Raw genomic sequence first — 12,999 nt, forward strand, 5'->3', positions numbered from 1 at the left:
ACCGTGCGCGACAGCGAGATCGAGACGTCCGACGGTGGCCAGGGCGGCGACGGCGGCGAGCCCCAGCGAGGCGGACGGCGGGCTCTCGAGCATCGGCGGCAACGGGGCTGACGGATTGCCCGGCGGCGCGGAGGACGGGCGCGACGGCGGCCCGGCGCGGTCGGCCGGTGAGATCATCCGGTGCCGTATTGAAGTCTCCAGGGCCGTGCTCCACGCCCACACGGCAGCATGTGGAGCGCACCCGCCAGGGACCGGCGGCAAAGAAACGAGGGCTGTCATGAGGTGCCGTGCACAGGTGCTGTCTCAGGTGGGCGCGTGGACGTGGGTCGTCACCGGGCTCCGGCACCTCGCGATCACCGCGCTGCTGCTCGGTCGCCCCGCGACGCCCGCCGCGGAGACCGCGGTCCTCGGCGCGATGCGGGCGCACCGGATGACCATGATGGGGCTGTCGCGCGACCTGCTCGGCCTGTTCAGGGGGGTCAGCGTGGCCATGGGCCTGGTGCTCGCGCTGCACGGCGCCGTCTGCGTGCTCGCCGCGCCCGCCCTCGCCGCGCTCCCTGCGGTCGCGGCGCTGAACGCGGCGGTGTCGCTGGCGCTGCTGGCCATCGCCGTCCGCGCGTTTCCGCCGCCGCCGATCGTGACCATGCGGGTCGCGACGGCGTGCTTCGGCGCGGCGCTCGTGGTGCGCTGAGCGTGCGGGCGAAGATAGCCTGTAGCCCATCGCAGTCGCCACGAGCGGCCCGTCGGACGAACCGTTGCGGCATCGCTCGTTCAGGTTCCGGCGGAGCGCGCCGCTATCGCGGGGCGGCGGGCTGCAGGGGCGGGCTCGGCGTGTGCGGCGCGGCGTCGTCGCGTGCCAGCAAGCGAACGAGGACATTCATGTCAACGGCGCGCATGGCGGGCCCTCATGCGCTGCCTGATGGCCTCCTTGAGATCCTCAAGGCTGCGCGGCTGAGGTTCCCGCGAGAACAGTGCCCGGTGAAGGTCCTCGAAGCTGTGCCGACCAACGCGCCGCACGGTGATTCGATCACCTTCGGCATCCCATTCCAGGATGGATCCCGGCACCAGTTCGAGGCGCATGCGCACCTCCGCGGGAACCGAGATCTGCCCCTGAGCCGTGACCCTGGATTGCGCGAGCTTCATGCTGGCACAGTACCACGGTAATGAGCCCTGAGAAACGACGGCCGCTCGGCCCGTCGATGAGCCCGGCTGGAAGCGACGAGCCATATCCGCCCCATAGAACATCGCGGACGGTGCGCCTCCAGGGATGCCCCGATGGTACCGCACCGGGGCCTCCGCCGGCCCAACGATTTGGCGATGAGCCGCGCGGTGGGCAGGCTAGCTTCGCTCGCCAGCCCACCGCGTCGGTCTCCATCGCTGAGTTGGGCGGCGCAGAGAACCGTTGCGCTGCGACAGGCATCGGTCACGAAGAACCTCGCCGCATTCCGCCACCCCAGCCGCCGCCCATGCTCAACGCGACTATCGAGAGCAGCGCTCACACGAAGATCTTCCTCGGTGGAAGGCACTGCCGTTGATGACGCTGGTCACCCCGACGAAGCTCCCGTCCTTCCGGTCGAACACGGAGGCGTCCTTTGCTTTCTTGCCTTCTTCATCAACCGCAACAATGTAGTGACTGCGATCGAAGTTCTCCGCGCCCAGCGCTTCCGCGCACCGACGGTCGTGCCCGTGCATGATGACGAACGCGGGCCAAGTCACGCCGTGTGCAGCCAATTGGCGCGCGACGGCAGCGATGGTCTTGTCCCATGGTTCGCGGTCCCTACACTCTTCGCAATTTTCGGCTCCGACGTTTCGTGACCGTTCGATCTTCATCTTCACTCCGTTTAGCGTTGCGCCGAGCGATCTCGTTCATATTCCGTTCACGGTCGCATCCCGCGTCGGAACTACCTAAAGTGCTTAAGGCGCGCCTGTGCGCGATCGTCAGCAGCAGCGGCTGGTTGGGCGGCATGGTCGCGGGGGGGGGGCAGGTGCGGACGAGCGTACGCCGAGCGGGCGCGGCCGAAAGGGCAACGATGAGGTGGGACCCTCCACCACGCGCTCGCGGCCCCGCTCGCGCAGATGGTGGTGAACGAGGGCAGCCGGAGCCGCCGGCGCAGCCGGCACCGACCTCCTTGAGGACGTCGCAGCGTGCGCTCCGCGGCGCAGCGCGGTAGCATGGCACCATGCTCTCGCGTGACGACATCCGCCGCGCTCTCGTGGCGCTCGCCGACGAGCTCGCGGACATGTCTACGCGCTGCGAGATCGTGGTCGTCGGCGGTGCGGCCGTCGTGTTGCTGTACGGCGCCCGCGAGGCCACGAAGGACGTCGATGCCCTGATCCTGAGCCGCATCGATCCGGCGCTCGTCCGCAAGGCCGTCCAGCGAGTCGCGGACTGAGCAGCGCCTTCAAGATGGAGGGGCGTTCGCTCGATTCCGATCAGGTTTGCCGAGGAACAAAAGACGAAGCCCCCTCAGAAAACTTGCCATAAGTCGTCCGAGAGGGCCCGCTCCGGGTGTGGAAGACCGGAGAGGATGCATGCTGGCTCGCCTTTGTCCTCGGGGACAAATTTTTCTCATGCCTCCAGGAGATCGACCAGGAGATCGCGCGGCAGGTGGCGCGGGCGGGGTGCCCGCGGTGCGGCGGCCCGCTGGATCGTAGCGACTATGACCGCAAGCCCCGCGGCGATCGCTTCATCGCGGCGACCGCGGAGCCGCCGGTGCGAAGGATCAGCTACTGCTGCCGCCGGGAGGGGTGCCGGCGGCGGCGCACGCCGCCGTCGGTCGTCTTTCTGGGCCGGCGCGTCTACCTCGGCGCGGTCGTCATCGTCGCGAGCGCGAGCGCGCTTTTGCGGCGCACGACGGCGTGTCCGCCGGCGCAGGTCCCGCCGGCAGACGTGCCGCCGGCAGAGGTCGCGCCGGCGCAGGCCTCGCCGAGACGGACCCCGGCGACGCAGGTCCCGGCGCGGACGCTCGGGCGGTGGTCGAGGTGGTGGCAGACGGAGTTGCCGGTCACGGGCCTGTTCGTGGCGTTGCGCGGGCTGCTCGCCTCGCCCGTGGACGCGGCGAGACTGCCCTGCTCGCTGCTCGAGCGGCTGACCGGCAGCGCCGTCGAGCAGGTCACGGCGCTGCTCAAGCTGCTGGCGCCGCTGAGCACGGGGTCTGTCGCTGACGGCGCACGATTTCTGAGGAGCGCTGGGGCCTGATGAGGGGCACGCAGAAGATGTAAAATGAAGGGATTCGCAGGTTGGCGTAGGGTTTCCCTCGCGGCGCACGGACAGATGACCCTGCCCGCGGAGAGGACCCATGAGCCACGAAGACACGCCAGCGCGCGTGCGATGGGCACGTCTGCGCCTTTCGATCATCGGACCGCTGCTCGCCTCGCCGGCGGTGCGGGGGCGGCTCGGCGAGACCATCGCCGAGCTCTCCGGCCGCCCCTGGCATCACCCGACGACCGGCGAGACGGTCTGTTTCTCCGCCAAGACGATCGAGCGGTGGTACTACGCCGCGCGCAGCGAGCTCGACCCGTTTCGGGCGCTCGCACGCAAGGTGCCCAAGCACGCCGGCACCCATCCGAGCGTCACGCCGGCTCTCGCCGCCGCGCTCGGCAAGCAGCACGCCGAGCACGAGACCTGGAGTTACCAGCTCCACTATGACAACCTCTGTGCGAGCGCGAAGCAGGATCCATCGCTCGGGAAGCTCCCCGGTTACGCGACGATCTGCCGCTTCATGAAGGACCAGGGCCTGACGAAGAAGAAGCGGCAGACCCGTATCGCCCGGGGCGAGGGCTACGTGCCCCGCGAGGTCAGGTCCTTCGAGGTCGAGCATGTCAACGGGCTGTGGCACCTCGACTTCCACAAGGGCTCGCTCAAGGTGCTCCACCCGTCCGGCGCGTGGGTGAAGCCGGTCATGCTCGGCGTACTCGACGATGCCTCGCGGGTCTGCTGCCACGGGCAGTGGTACTACAAGGAGAACACGCAAGCCCTGGTGCATGCGCTCTCGCAGGGGATCCAGAAGCGAGGACTGCCGCGCGCCCTGCTCGACGACAACGGCTCGCAGATGGTCGCCGCCGAGACCACGGAGGGGCTCTTGCGCCTCGGCATCGTCAACTTCAACACGATGCCCCGCACGCCCGCCCAGAACGGCAAACAAGAGTCCTTCTGGGGCCCGATCGAAAAGCGCCTGCTCGCCATGCTCGAGGGCGTCGAGGGGTTGACCCTCAGCCTGCTCAACCAGGCCACCCAGGCATGGATCGAGCAGGAGTACCACCGCGCTGTCCATAGCGAGCTCAAGGAGACGCCGCTGGAACGCTACCTTCGCGGTCCCGACGTCGGCCGGCCCAGCCCTGGCTCCGAGGAGCTGCGCCGCGCCTTTCGCATGGAGATCACGCGTACCCAGCGCAAAAGCGATGGGACCGTGACGGCGTGCGGCGTGCGCTACGAGGTCCCCTCTGCCTATCGCACCCTGAACCGGCTCCGCCTTCGCGTGGCGCGCTGGGACCTCAGCCATGTCGATCTGGTCGACCCGCGCACCGGCGCTCACCTCACCACGCTCCGGCCGCTCGACAAGGTCAAGAACGCCGATCGCGCGCGCCGCGCGCTCTCCGAGCCCGCGCCGGCGCCGCGGCGCTCCGGGATCGCGCCGCACCTCAAGGCGCTGATGGCCGAGTACGCCGCCACCGGGTTGCCGCCTGCGTACCTGGCGCTCGACGACGGCGGGCAGGACGGCGCTCCCGAGGATGGCGCCGCGCTCGACCCAGCGAACCAAGATCCTTGTCTTGAATCGACGGAGGAGGCCCTCTCATGACCTCGAAGATCCTGTCCCTCTACAGTCTCATCTTCAACCCCTTCCGACCCGACCTCCCCGTCGAGGCGCTCCACGTCACGCCACAGGTCCACACCTTCCTGCGGCGCGTCGAGAGCGGCGTCACCGACGGCGGCTTCGCGCTCGTCACCGGCGACCCCGGCACCGGCAAGAGCGTCGCGCTCAGGCTCGTGCGTGAGCACCTCGGCACCTTGCCTGACGTGACGGTCGGGACCATCGAGCACCCGCAGAGCCGCGTGCCCGACTTCTATCGTGAGCTCGGCGAGCTCTTCGGCGTGCCCCTGAGCGCCCATAACCGCTGGGGCGGCTTCAAGGCGCTGCGGACGCGCTGGAGCGAGCACATCAGCACGACGCGCAGCCGCCCCGTGCTCATCCTCGATGAGGCGCAGGAGGCGCTCACTCAGGTGCTCTGCGAGCTGCGCATCCTCGCCAGCAAGGACTTCGACGCTCGCCAGCTGCTCTGCGTCATCTTCGCCGGCGACGGCCGCCTGCCCGAGCGGCTGCGTACCCCCGAGCTCTTGCCCCTCGGCAGCCGCATCCGCCGCCGCCTCCACCTCGATTACGCCTCCCGCGACGATCTCACCGCCTGTCTCGACCATCTCCTCGAGGCCGCCGGCAACCTCGCCTTGATGACCCCGGAGCTGAAGGCCACCCTCGTCGATCACGCCGCTGGCAACTACCGCATCCTGATGAACCTCTGCGACGAGCTGCTCGCCGCCGGCGCCGACCGCGGCCTGCCACGGCTCGACGAGAAGCTCTACCTCGAGGTCTTCTCTCCGCCCCAGCGGCCGAAAGCATCGACGAAGAAGCGATGAGCCCCTCGGTCCGCCGCAGGCTCTACGCCGCGCGCGAGCTCCTGGAGCTTCGGCTGCTCTCCGCTGCGCTCGATGCCGTCTCCACCGCGCTCCGGCTCGAGCACCCGACCCTCGACACGCTCGCCGAGCCGACGGAGCCGCCTACGCTGTGCGCGGCACGCCATCTGCTCGTCCAGATCCGCTCGCTCCGCGGCGCCATCCGCTCCTACCGCTCGGCCGTCCACCGCGTCCTCGAACAACCCGACGATGACGGCATCCCCTTCTGACGCGCAAGCTACCCGCTTGACGCTCCGCGTCCCTCAAGCTCCGTGCGCAAGAGCCCCTCAATTCTCGTGGTTATGCTCACCTTCTGTGATCTCTGGGAGGCCGAGCATGGATCTGCGTGACCTGGTGCGTGCCCTTCTGTCGTTCGACGCGCTCGTGGCCCGGCAGTGGGTCGCGGACAGCCTCCGACAGGGCATCCTATGGGCGTCGATCCCGGCGCCGACCGACCTCGATCCGGTCGCCCTCGGTGTCGCGGCCGGTGTCGCCGAGCTCCTGGCGGCGCGCGCCGGGCAGGCCCCCCCGCCCTGGACGAGCACGGTCGAGGCGGCACCCACCCCTGTCTGCCTGGTGAAGGCCGCGCGAACGATGCCGCGGCTTCGGCAGCTCTGCGAGCAGGAGGGTCCGGAGCCGCTCCGGCGCCGCGGGATCCTCGCGCCGCCTGAGTTCTTGAAGGTGGCGTGATCGCGCCCGCTCTCGAAGCCCGCTTGGGGGGAAGCCGCCCAACGCCCAGCATCAGCGGCGGCGCGCAGCGCCGTCCGCTGCATGCTGTTGTTAGCCAGCAACTTCATACTCGCTTTGAACGAGACCATTGGCAAAGTTGCGAGTGGCCACATGCCTCAGGACAACATCACGTTCGAGCTCACCGAACAGTGGAATTCCTGAACCGATGAGAACTGGCACACGAGAGATGATCAATCGCTGAATGAGCCCAGCACGCAAAAACTGCTGAACGATGGCACCACCATCGACATAGATGTGCCCGATTCCTCGCACGGCGAGTGCTGACGCGATGTCGTTGGCGGTGCCAGACATACGTTCCACCACGCCGCCAGCCGGGAGTCGAGCGATATCCCTTGAACTGAGGACGTAGACAGGCTTCTCGCCGTAATGCCAGGTGCCGCCATCCAGGACGATGTCGTAGGTCTTGCGGCCCATAACAAGCGCATCCACCGAAGCCAAGAACTCCTTGAAACCTGCGTCTTCACCGGCCCAAGGATCAAGGAAATCGAGCGTCCCGTCTGTGCGAGCAATGTATCCGTCGAGGCTGGTACCGACAAAAACGGACCCTCTCATAGCGTAGATCTCCCTTGCTGGCTAACGTCGCAATCATCTGTGCCGCGCGACATATCTTCGCGTTTTTGCATGTAGGCTGCGAACCGCGGTGCCCGATCACCGTGTTCTCGCGGATGAGTCGCGGCACCCCGCAGCATATCTAGATATCCCCGCGGGTAGGTCGCGATCTTCCGCAGGCTATCTGCGCATCTCCGGAGATAGGCCGCCGCTGCACAACTACGTATCGCCGTTGAGGGGCTTCGGACGGCGACGGTGCGCCGAGAAGCAAAATGCGTGCCTGTAATTGATTGCCTCGAGCGACTGATGTGCGGCCCAAATATCCGCTGGCCGCCGCAACTCGCGCCCGCCCTGCGCCGATAAGGGTCAATGCGGGTCCGACGAACCGGCCCTAACCACTGGGAAGCACCCCCATGACCCTCATCGAAGCCGTGCGCGCCACCATCCGGCGCCTGCATTACTCGCCGCGTACCGAAGAGGCGTATGTCCACTGGATTCGGGAATTTATTCGCTTTCATCACGGCAAGCACCCACGGCAGATGGGCGCGGAAGAGGTCACGGCCTTCCTCAACGATGTTGCGGTCGCGCGCCGCAGCGCGGCGTCCACGCAGAACCAAGCGCTGTGCGCGCTCCTCTTCCTTTACAAACGGGTCCTCGGCCTGCAGATACCCCGGCTCGAAGCGCTCGAGCGTGCCCGCCGGCCGGAGCACCTCCCCACGGTCCTCTCGCGACAGGACGCTCTCACCTTGCTCGAGCACCTGATCCCACCTTTTCGGCTCATCGACGAGCTCCTCTACGGAAGCGGCCTCCGCCTCCTCGAAGCGCTTTCGATTCGCGTCAAAGACGTCGACCTTGATCGACGGCAAATCATGGTGCGCCGCGGGAAAGGACAGCACGATCGGCCGGCCTTGCTCCCCGCTCGGGCGCGCGACGAGCTGCAGGCCCAGCTCGACGCCGTGGCGCAGCGGCACAAGAAGGAACTCGCGGCTGGCCGCGGCGAGGTCGACCTGCCCCACGCTCTGCGAGCGAAGATGCCAGGAGCAGCCACGAGCCTCCCCTGGCAGTACCTCTTCCCCGCCTCTCGCCCTTGCACCGATCCAGCGACGGGTCGACAGGTCCTCTACCACCTGCACGAATCGGCGGTGCAAAGGGCCGTGAACAATGCCGGACGGGCGTCGGGGCTCACCAAGCGCGCGACATGCCATACCCTCCGCCACAGCTTCGCGACCCACCTGCTCGAGGCGGGCACCGACATCCGGACGATCCAGACATTGCTCGGCCACAAGGATGTGCGGACCACGATGATCTACACCCACATCGTCGACCGCGGCCCTCTCGGCGTGATCAGCCCTCTCGACCGCTGATCGCCACTTCCGCGTGGAGCGCCTTGAACTCCGCCCCCATGCCGTCGTGCCACCCCCACGCATCGTGGAAAGATAGCGTATCCGACGGCTGCCCCACCTTGTCAAGGAGGTCAGCGCAGGCGCGTGCGGGGTCTCCGCCGGACGAAGGCGCGACCGAGCCCACGACGCCCTGCCGTTCCGAACCGAAGAAGAAGCCCTGGAAAGGTCCGGCCGATCAGCGGCGGGGCTATTCAGTTTGCCGCGGCTTGCGGAGTCATCCATCATGCGGGACGGCGTCCGCTGTCGTAGCGAAGCGCGCGTCAACGCTGAGCCAAGCGCGCGGACGGCCGGGGCTGTCGAGGTGCGGACACTGGGGTCTAGCTGTCAGCTGCCGGCGGGACGCTTGCGCGGCCGGCCGCGCTTGATCTCCGGCATCTCCGCCGGCCGGAGGAGAGCCGCTGGTGACACGTCGAGCGCGTTCGCGAGCCGAACGAGCGCGCCCAAGCTCACGCTCTGCCGCATGCCCTCGATGTCCTGCAACGTCCGGAGATCGAGCTCGGCAGCCTCCGCGAGGCCCTCCTGGGTCATGCCGCGCTTCTGGCGCAGACGCCGAAGATTCGCGGCGATGTAGACCAGAACGGCCTCCACGGTGAGCGTTCGCACCAGGTCGGCGTACACCCTTGCCCGGCCCAGAATAACGCGGCGCGACCGTGCTTTTCCTTGACGCTTCCTGCCGGCAGCCCGTAGGGTTGCGGGACCACGAATAGTGCCGCCCGCGGGTGCTGGTAACACCCCGGGCGGCGTGGCCGAACCCCGCTCGAACGAGGTCCGACATGGGAACAGTACGTTCACGCCCTGAACAGGGCCAAGAGATCGATCCGCCCTCCTGCCGCCGCGTCCGCTCCGGCGCTCCACGCCCGCTCGGGCGTTGGCCTGGCAGGCGCGTGTCTCCCGCCGCGCACCCCGCCGTCTACCTCGACCCCACCGCGCTCCTCGAACAGCGCCCGCTCATCCGCAGCACCCTTCGCGCCCGCGGCGTTCTCCCCGCCGATCTCGACGACCTCACCCAGGACACCCTCCTCGGCGCCTGGCGCAGCCTGCGCGCCGACCGCTTCCGCCCGCCGCCCGCGCTTCCTCCCGCCGACGCCCTCCGCCGCTGGCTCGCCGGCATCGCCTCGCGGCAGGCCTCGCACTACCGCGACAAGGCCCACCGCCGCCACGAGCTCCCCGCGGTCGACCCGGACCGCCTCTCCGCCTTCGCCGCCCCCTCTCCCGAGGCCCGCCTCGTCGCCCGCGGCCTCCTCCGGGCCTTCCACCGTCTCCGCCCCGAGCTGCGCGAGATCCTGTCGCTCGCCGCCACCGGCCTTTCCTCGCTCGAGATCGCCGCCTCCCTCTCGCTCCCGCGCCCCACGGTCGCCACCCGCCTCCGCCTCGCGCGCCGCCTCTTCGCCCGCGCCCTCACCCGCTCTCGGAGGTGGCCCCGATGCGCCCGATGAGCCGCGCCCCCGTCGACGCCCCCGCCGAGACGGCGGCCGAGCTGCCGACCGCGACCGAGGCCGCCCTCCTCGAGATGGTGCTCGGCCTGCCCGGCGTCGGCCCGCGCCTCCTCGGCACGGCCGCTCTCGCCTCGCTCGGTCGCCTCTCGCCCGCCGCGCTCGCCGAGCGCACCCAGATCGCCCTCTTCGACGCGACCCGGCTCGCCGCCGCCTTCGAGCTCGGCCGCCGCACCCACGCCGCCCGCGCGCGCCGGGGCGCGCTCCTCACCGACGCCGCCCGCGTGGCGCGGTACTTCGGCCCGAGGCTCGCCTCCCTGGTCCACGAGGAGCTCTGGATCGCCGCGCTCGACACCCACGGCCGCGTCCGCGAGACGCGCCTGCTCGCCCGCGGCATCGACGACGGCCTCTACGTCGGCGCCGCCACCGTCCTGCGCACCGCGCTGGACATGGCCGCCCACAGCTTCGTCCTGGCCCACAACCACCCGAGCGGCGACCCCACGCCCACCCCCGAGGACGAGGAGATGACCCTGGCGCTGCGCCACCTCGCCTCCGAGCTCAACGTCCCGCTCAAGGCCCACGTCATCGTCACCCCCAGCGGCCGCTACGCCGCCGTCCACGAGTAGGCCGCGCGGGGCGCAGACCTCTGTGAAGGGGCGCTGCGCCCCCTGCGCCCCCCTGCGCATCCAGCAGCCAGCCTCCAGAGGACCGGCTCGGCCAGGAGCTCCGCGCACTCAAGCAGCCGAACGGCGAGCTGGACCACGTGGAGCCACTGGCCGTGGCCTGGTCACCCCAACCTCGGTCGGGGGTCACTCCGCCTCGTGGCCGAGGACCCGCCGCCTCTCACCACGACCGGCGCCTCCACGCGGAGCTCGCGCGGATCGTCCGGCAAGTAAGGCGTGGTCGCGGACAGAGCTCACGCCGGACGAAGCCCTGTCAGGGGTTAAACGGTGACCTCGGGTGGATCCGGAGGGATCACGATGCGCGGAGAGGTCGGAGCGGCAAGCCGGAGGAAGTCCGAGCCGTTGAACGTCACGAGCGCATCCGCGCCGGCGTGCTCGGCAGCCACGAGGTGCAGGGCATCGAAGAGGACGCCGGAAGAGAGCTGGCGATCGGTGCACCGCTGTAGTGCCTCGTCGTACACGGCCGGATCCACAGGGCGGACGTCGTACACACTCCGGACCCGACGGACGACTTGCAACGCCTGCTCCGGGCTCGCTCGCGCCGGCTTCGGCAGGCGCGTGAGTACGGACCAGAGCTCCGCGAGGGCGTGCCAGGTGGCCAGGCCGCTCACCCGTCCCTTGGCCACCGCGTCGATCCAAACGACGGCGCGACCGTGGAGCGGATGCGCCCGGTGCAGTCCGGCGACGAGCACGCTCGTATCGAAGGCGAGCTTCACAAGTCTCCCTGGATCCGGTCCGCTCGTTCATCGCGATCGGAGCGATGGTCGAACACTTCGGCCGGCATGGTGGCGTCAGCGTCGACAAGCAGGAGGCCATGCCGCTCGGTCAAGGTGACGCCCTCACGTCGAGGTGGATGATCTGCAGCAGGGACGTCGCTGACGGCCTCGTGCGCGACCAGCTCGATCACGCGAAGCCGGTCGGTTACAGGGAGGGCGCGGATGGCGGCGACGATCTGCTCGACGGTCATGCCCGGCAGGATGCCACCCCCGCAGCGAGGAAGGAAGTCGAGGATCGGTTGCAGATGGTTTCAACAGGCGGAACGAGCGCGGCCGCGTCCTCGGCGAGCAGCGCCGCCACGTCGTCCAGGAACTCCGCGTAGACGGGCAACTCCCGGTGCAGCCGCGCTATCCAGCTCACCGCCCCGGTCGGGAACTCCGCATGCCTCCGGCGGCTGCACGAGGCGCTGACGCATGTGGATCCACCGCGGGACCGACGCAGGGCACCGCCTCGAGGTCGACCCGCACCCACGTGCCGCCTCCGTAGACCGCCTGCGCGCCGGCGGCATCAGCGGGCGATCCCCCCTGCTGTCTGCTCTGACGACGCCTCACCGCAGAGCGCATCGTCTTGGCGCGCGGATGAACCCGCCTCACGCTTACCGTCGCGTTCGCGGTTTCTGCGGGCGCGAGCGCCTCCGAGTGGAAGGCGACGTCCCAGCCGGGGGGGCCGCCCGGGAGACGAGCCCGTGCTTGGCTGCCATCGCAGCGACGCGTCCGGCGATCTTTCTCGCGAGCGATGCCGGCTTCAAGACGCGAGCCTCCTCGCCGAAGCCGAGAATCCAGCTCTCGAGCTCGGGGCATGGTTTTACGTGCAGGCGGACGAGAACTCCGTCCTCACGAACTTCAATCTTCTGCGTGAGGTGCCAGCGGTGCGCCGCTGCGTACGTGCTCCATCGTGGCGCCAGCAGCACTTCGACGTCGGCAGCGTCGGCTTCGGCACCGATGAAGATGCCGAAGCTGTGCTGGAAGACCTGGTCGGGGTCATAGTCCAGGCGTGGTGGGTATGAGAAGACGGTTCGGTCGACATCGACGCCCATGATGCGCGAGAATCGGTACGGGTAGGGTGGCTTGGTGTCAGACCGTCCGATGACGTAGAGCTGGTGGTCGTAGATTGCGAGAGAGAGCGGCTTGATCCGGATGTTTTCTCGCTCGCCGCTGAAGTGGCAATAGTCGATTGTCGCGTACCGGGAACGCAGGAGCGCATCGATGACGTCGTCGAGTTCGCCGGCCTTCTCGCAGAGCGCGGCCTCACCGCCTCGGCGCACAAAGATGAACTTGCGATCGATGTCTTGAAATTTCTTGCCCTTCTTGGCGCGATTCAGGATGAACAAGAGCGCATCGCGCATTCCGGGCTCATAGCTTGTGCCATCGAAGATGCTCGCGAGGCTTGTGCCCAGGCAGGCCGCAATGACGGCGGCATCCTTCGGAGCAGGCGATCCCGAGAGGAGTTTCTGCTGGTCGAAGCGCAGCACCTTGCGTTTACCCTCTTTGACTGCGCTGACGCCCCGCACCTTCGTGAGCAGGCGGATATCACGATCCGCCGTCGACGGTTCCACCTTGCCTAGCTCCGCGATGGACCGTCGATCGTGTTCCTTGCCCTGAAGAAGCTCGTCCAGCACGGCGAGCACACGCTCGAGCGTGCCCGTACGGCCTTTTTCGTCGTCACGCGCCGTCATGATCACGAGATGATCGTGTGATCACGTGGCGATCACAACAGAAAAATGATCGAGCGCTCCG

Annotated in this window: 17 protein-coding genes and 1 pseudogene; 10 read left to right on the forward strand and 8 right to left on the reverse strand. The window is 68.7% G+C overall.

Translation table 11 applies throughout. The features are described from left to right. The first annotated feature begins 277 nt into the window (after positions 1 to 277). Positions 278 to 691 (forward strand): LIC_13387 family protein, encoded by a 414-nt coding sequence (locus WMF31_RS20065; RefSeq protein WP_436603502.1) that lies wholly within the window; start codon positions 278 to 280, stop codon positions 689 to 691. Positions 692 to 882: 191 nt separating this feature from the next. On the opposite strand, the gene WMF31_RS20070 is transcribed toward WMF31_RS20065, so the two are convergent. Both WMF31_RS20070 and WMF31_RS20075 read right to left on the reverse strand, forming a co-directional pair. Beyond that, positions 883 to 1,143 (reverse strand): AbrB/MazE/SpoVT family DNA-binding domain-containing protein, encoded by a 261-nt coding sequence (locus WMF31_RS20070; RefSeq protein WP_436603503.1) that lies wholly within the window; start codon positions 1,141 to 1,143, stop codon positions 883 to 885. 336 nt (positions 1,144 to 1,479) lie between these two features. Continuing rightward, positions 1,480 to 1,830 carry a hypothetical protein gene (locus tag WMF31_RS20075; protein ID WP_436603504.1) on the reverse strand — a complete coding sequence of 117 codons (351 nt, stop codon included), beginning with the start codon at positions 1,828 to 1,830 and terminating at the stop codon, positions 1,480 to 1,482. A gap of 350 nt (positions 1,831 to 2,180) precedes the next feature. On the opposite strand from WMF31_RS20075, the gene WMF31_RS20080 reads away from it, so the two are divergent. The 6 genes and pseudogenes from WMF31_RS20080 to WMF31_RS20105 all read left to right on the forward strand — a co-directional run bounded on the left by WMF31_RS20080 (position 2,181) and on the right by WMF31_RS20105 (position 6,358). Then, a complete protein-coding gene (locus WMF31_RS20080) occupies positions 2,181 to 2,393 on the forward strand; it encodes a DUF6036 family nucleotidyltransferase (RefSeq protein ID WP_436603505.1) in 213 nt (70 codons plus the stop codon). A 116-nt stretch (positions 2,394 to 2,509) separates the two neighbouring features. Next, positions 2,510 to 3,199, forward strand: coding sequence for a hypothetical protein (locus tag WMF31_RS20085; RefSeq protein WP_129348455.1), 690 nt, complete (start codon positions 2,510 to 2,512; stop codon positions 3,197 to 3,199). A 100-nt stretch (positions 3,200 to 3,299) separates the two neighbouring features. Further along, positions 3,300 to 4,709: pseudogene (locus WMF31_RS20090) on the forward strand (IS481 family transposase); the annotation flags it as partial. An 86-nt stretch (positions 4,710 to 4,795) separates the two neighbouring features. Continuing rightward, complete coding sequence (locus WMF31_RS20095; protein ID WP_129348457.1) at positions 4,796 to 5,632, forward strand: ExeA family protein; 837 nt, start codon at positions 4,796 to 4,798, stop codon at positions 5,630 to 5,632. Continuing rightward, a complete protein-coding gene (locus WMF31_RS20100) occupies positions 5,629 to 5,898 on the forward strand; it encodes a hypothetical protein (protein WP_129348459.1) in 270 nt (89 codons plus the stop codon). The genes WMF31_RS20095 and WMF31_RS20100 overlap by 4 nt, the downstream gene beginning before the upstream one ends. A 106-nt stretch (positions 5,899 to 6,004) precedes the next feature. After that, positions 6,005 to 6,358 carry a hypothetical protein gene (locus WMF31_RS20105; protein WP_129347919.1) on the forward strand — a complete coding sequence of 118 codons (354 nt, stop codon included), beginning with the start codon at positions 6,005 to 6,007 and terminating at the stop codon, positions 6,356 to 6,358. 90 nt (positions 6,359 to 6,448) lie between these two features. Here WMF31_RS20105 and WMF31_RS20110 read toward each other — a convergent pair whose 3' ends face one another. Then, entirely contained in the window at positions 6,449 to 6,970 is a 522-nt protein-coding gene (locus tag WMF31_RS20110; protein WP_436603506.1) for a dihydrofolate reductase family protein, read from the reverse strand. Between the two features lie 410 nt (positions 6,971 to 7,380). Here WMF31_RS20110 and WMF31_RS20115 point away from each other — a divergent pair, with 410 nt between their 5' ends. Further along, complete coding sequence (locus WMF31_RS20115) at positions 7,381 to 8,331, forward strand: integron integrase (protein WP_436603507.1); 951 nt, start codon at positions 7,381 to 7,383, stop codon at positions 8,329 to 8,331. Positions 8,332 to 8,694: 363 nt separating this feature from the next. On the opposite strand, the gene WMF31_RS20120 is transcribed toward WMF31_RS20115, so the two are convergent. Next, positions 8,695 to 8,988, reverse strand: a complete 294-nt coding sequence (locus tag WMF31_RS20120; RefSeq protein WP_129347920.1) for a helix-turn-helix domain-containing protein — start codon at positions 8,986 to 8,988, stop codon at positions 8,695 to 8,697. Between the two features lie 266 nt (positions 8,989 to 9,254). Between WMF31_RS20120 and WMF31_RS20125 the strand changes: the two genes are divergently transcribed. Together WMF31_RS20125 and WMF31_RS20130 are read left to right on the forward strand one after the other, a co-directional pair. After that, positions 9,255 to 9,806 (forward strand): RNA polymerase sigma factor, encoded by a 552-nt coding sequence (locus tag WMF31_RS20125; protein ID WP_436603508.1) that lies wholly within the window; start codon positions 9,255 to 9,257, stop codon positions 9,804 to 9,806. Then, complete coding sequence (locus WMF31_RS20130; RefSeq protein WP_436603509.1) at positions 9,803 to 10,429, forward strand: JAB domain-containing protein; 627 nt, start codon at positions 9,803 to 9,805, stop codon at positions 10,427 to 10,429. The genes WMF31_RS20125 and WMF31_RS20130 overlap by 4 nt, the downstream gene beginning before the upstream one ends. Positions 10,430 to 10,746: 317 nt before the next feature. Here the strand turns inward: WMF31_RS20130 and WMF31_RS20135 are convergent, their stop codons facing one another. The 4 genes from WMF31_RS20135 to WMF31_RS20150 all read right to left on the reverse strand — a co-directional run bounded on the left by WMF31_RS20135 (position 10,747) and on the right by WMF31_RS20150 (position 12,938). Next, positions 10,747 to 11,202 (reverse strand): type II toxin-antitoxin system VapC family toxin, encoded by a 456-nt coding sequence (locus WMF31_RS20135; RefSeq protein WP_436603510.1) that lies wholly within the window; start codon positions 11,200 to 11,202, stop codon positions 10,747 to 10,749. Then, positions 11,199 to 11,453, reverse strand: a complete 255-nt coding sequence (locus tag WMF31_RS20140) for a hypothetical protein (protein ID WP_436603511.1) — start codon at positions 11,451 to 11,453, stop codon at positions 11,199 to 11,201. Before WMF31_RS20140 ends, WMF31_RS20135 begins: the two co-directional genes overlap by 4 nt. Continuing rightward, the gene (locus tag WMF31_RS20145) at positions 11,450 to 11,623 is read right to left on the reverse strand and encodes a hypothetical protein (protein WP_436603512.1); all 174 of its coding nucleotides are present in this window, start codon (positions 11,621 to 11,623) and stop codon (positions 11,450 to 11,452) included. Before WMF31_RS20145 ends, WMF31_RS20140 begins: the two co-directional genes overlap by 4 nt. 235 nt (positions 11,624 to 11,858) lie before the next feature. Next, the gene (locus tag WMF31_RS20150) at positions 11,859 to 12,938 is read right to left on the reverse strand and encodes a WYL domain-containing protein (RefSeq protein WP_436606577.1); all 1,080 of its coding nucleotides are present in this window, start codon (positions 12,936 to 12,938) and stop codon (positions 11,859 to 11,861) included. Positions 12,939 to 12,999: the final 61 nt, after the last annotated feature.

Origin of the sequence: Sorangium sp. So ce1036, assembly GCF_051369805.1 — a bacterium.
GTDB lineage: Bacteria > Myxococcota_A > Polyangia > Polyangiales > Polyangiaceae > Sorangium > Sorangium cellulosum_F.

Excerpts from the sequence above, each read along its gene's own strand:
- WMF31_RS20080 (WP_436603505.1), top strand. The coding sequence starts at position 2,181 with ATGCTCTCGCGTGACGACATCCGCCGCGCTCTCGTGGCGCTCGCCGAC.
- WMF31_RS20095 (WP_129348457.1), top strand. The coding sequence starts at position 4,796 with ATGACCTCGAAGATCCTGTCCCTCTACAGTCTCATCTTCAACCCCTTC.
- WMF31_RS20110 (WP_436603506.1), bottom strand. The coding sequence starts at position 6,970 with ATGAGAGGGTCCGTTTTTGTCGGTACCAGCCTCGACGGATACATTGCT.
- WMF31_RS20140 (WP_436603511.1), bottom strand. The coding sequence starts at position 11,453 with ATGACCGTCGAGCAGATCGTCGCCGCCATCCGCGCCCTCCCTGTAACC.
- WMF31_RS20075 (WP_436603504.1), bottom strand. The coding sequence starts at position 1,830 with ATGAAGATCGAACGGTCACGAAACGTCGGAGCCGAAAATTGCGAAGAG.
- WMF31_RS20065 (WP_436603502.1), top strand. The coding sequence starts at position 278 with ATGAGGTGCCGTGCACAGGTGCTGTCTCAGGTGGGCGCGTGGACGTGG.
- WMF31_RS20130 (WP_436603509.1), top strand. The coding sequence starts at position 9,803 with ATGAGCCGCGCCCCCGTCGACGCCCCCGCCGAGACGGCGGCCGAGCTG.
- WMF31_RS20105 (WP_129347919.1), top strand. The coding sequence starts at position 6,005 with ATGGATCTGCGTGACCTGGTGCGTGCCCTTCTGTCGTTCGACGCGCTC.
- WMF31_RS20115 (WP_436603507.1), top strand. The coding sequence starts at position 7,381 with ATGACCCTCATCGAAGCCGTGCGCGCCACCATCCGGCGCCTGCATTAC.
- WMF31_RS20100 (WP_129348459.1), top strand. The coding sequence starts at position 5,629 with ATGAGCCCCTCGGTCCGCCGCAGGCTCTACGCCGCGCGCGAGCTCCTG.
- WMF31_RS20150 (WP_436606577.1), bottom strand. The coding sequence starts at position 12,938 with ATGACGGCGCGTGACGACGAAAAAGGCCGTACGGGCACGCTCGAGCGT.
- WMF31_RS20070 (WP_436603503.1), bottom strand. The coding sequence starts at position 1,143 with ATGAAGCTCGCGCAATCCAGGGTCACGGCTCAGGGGCAGATCTCGGTT.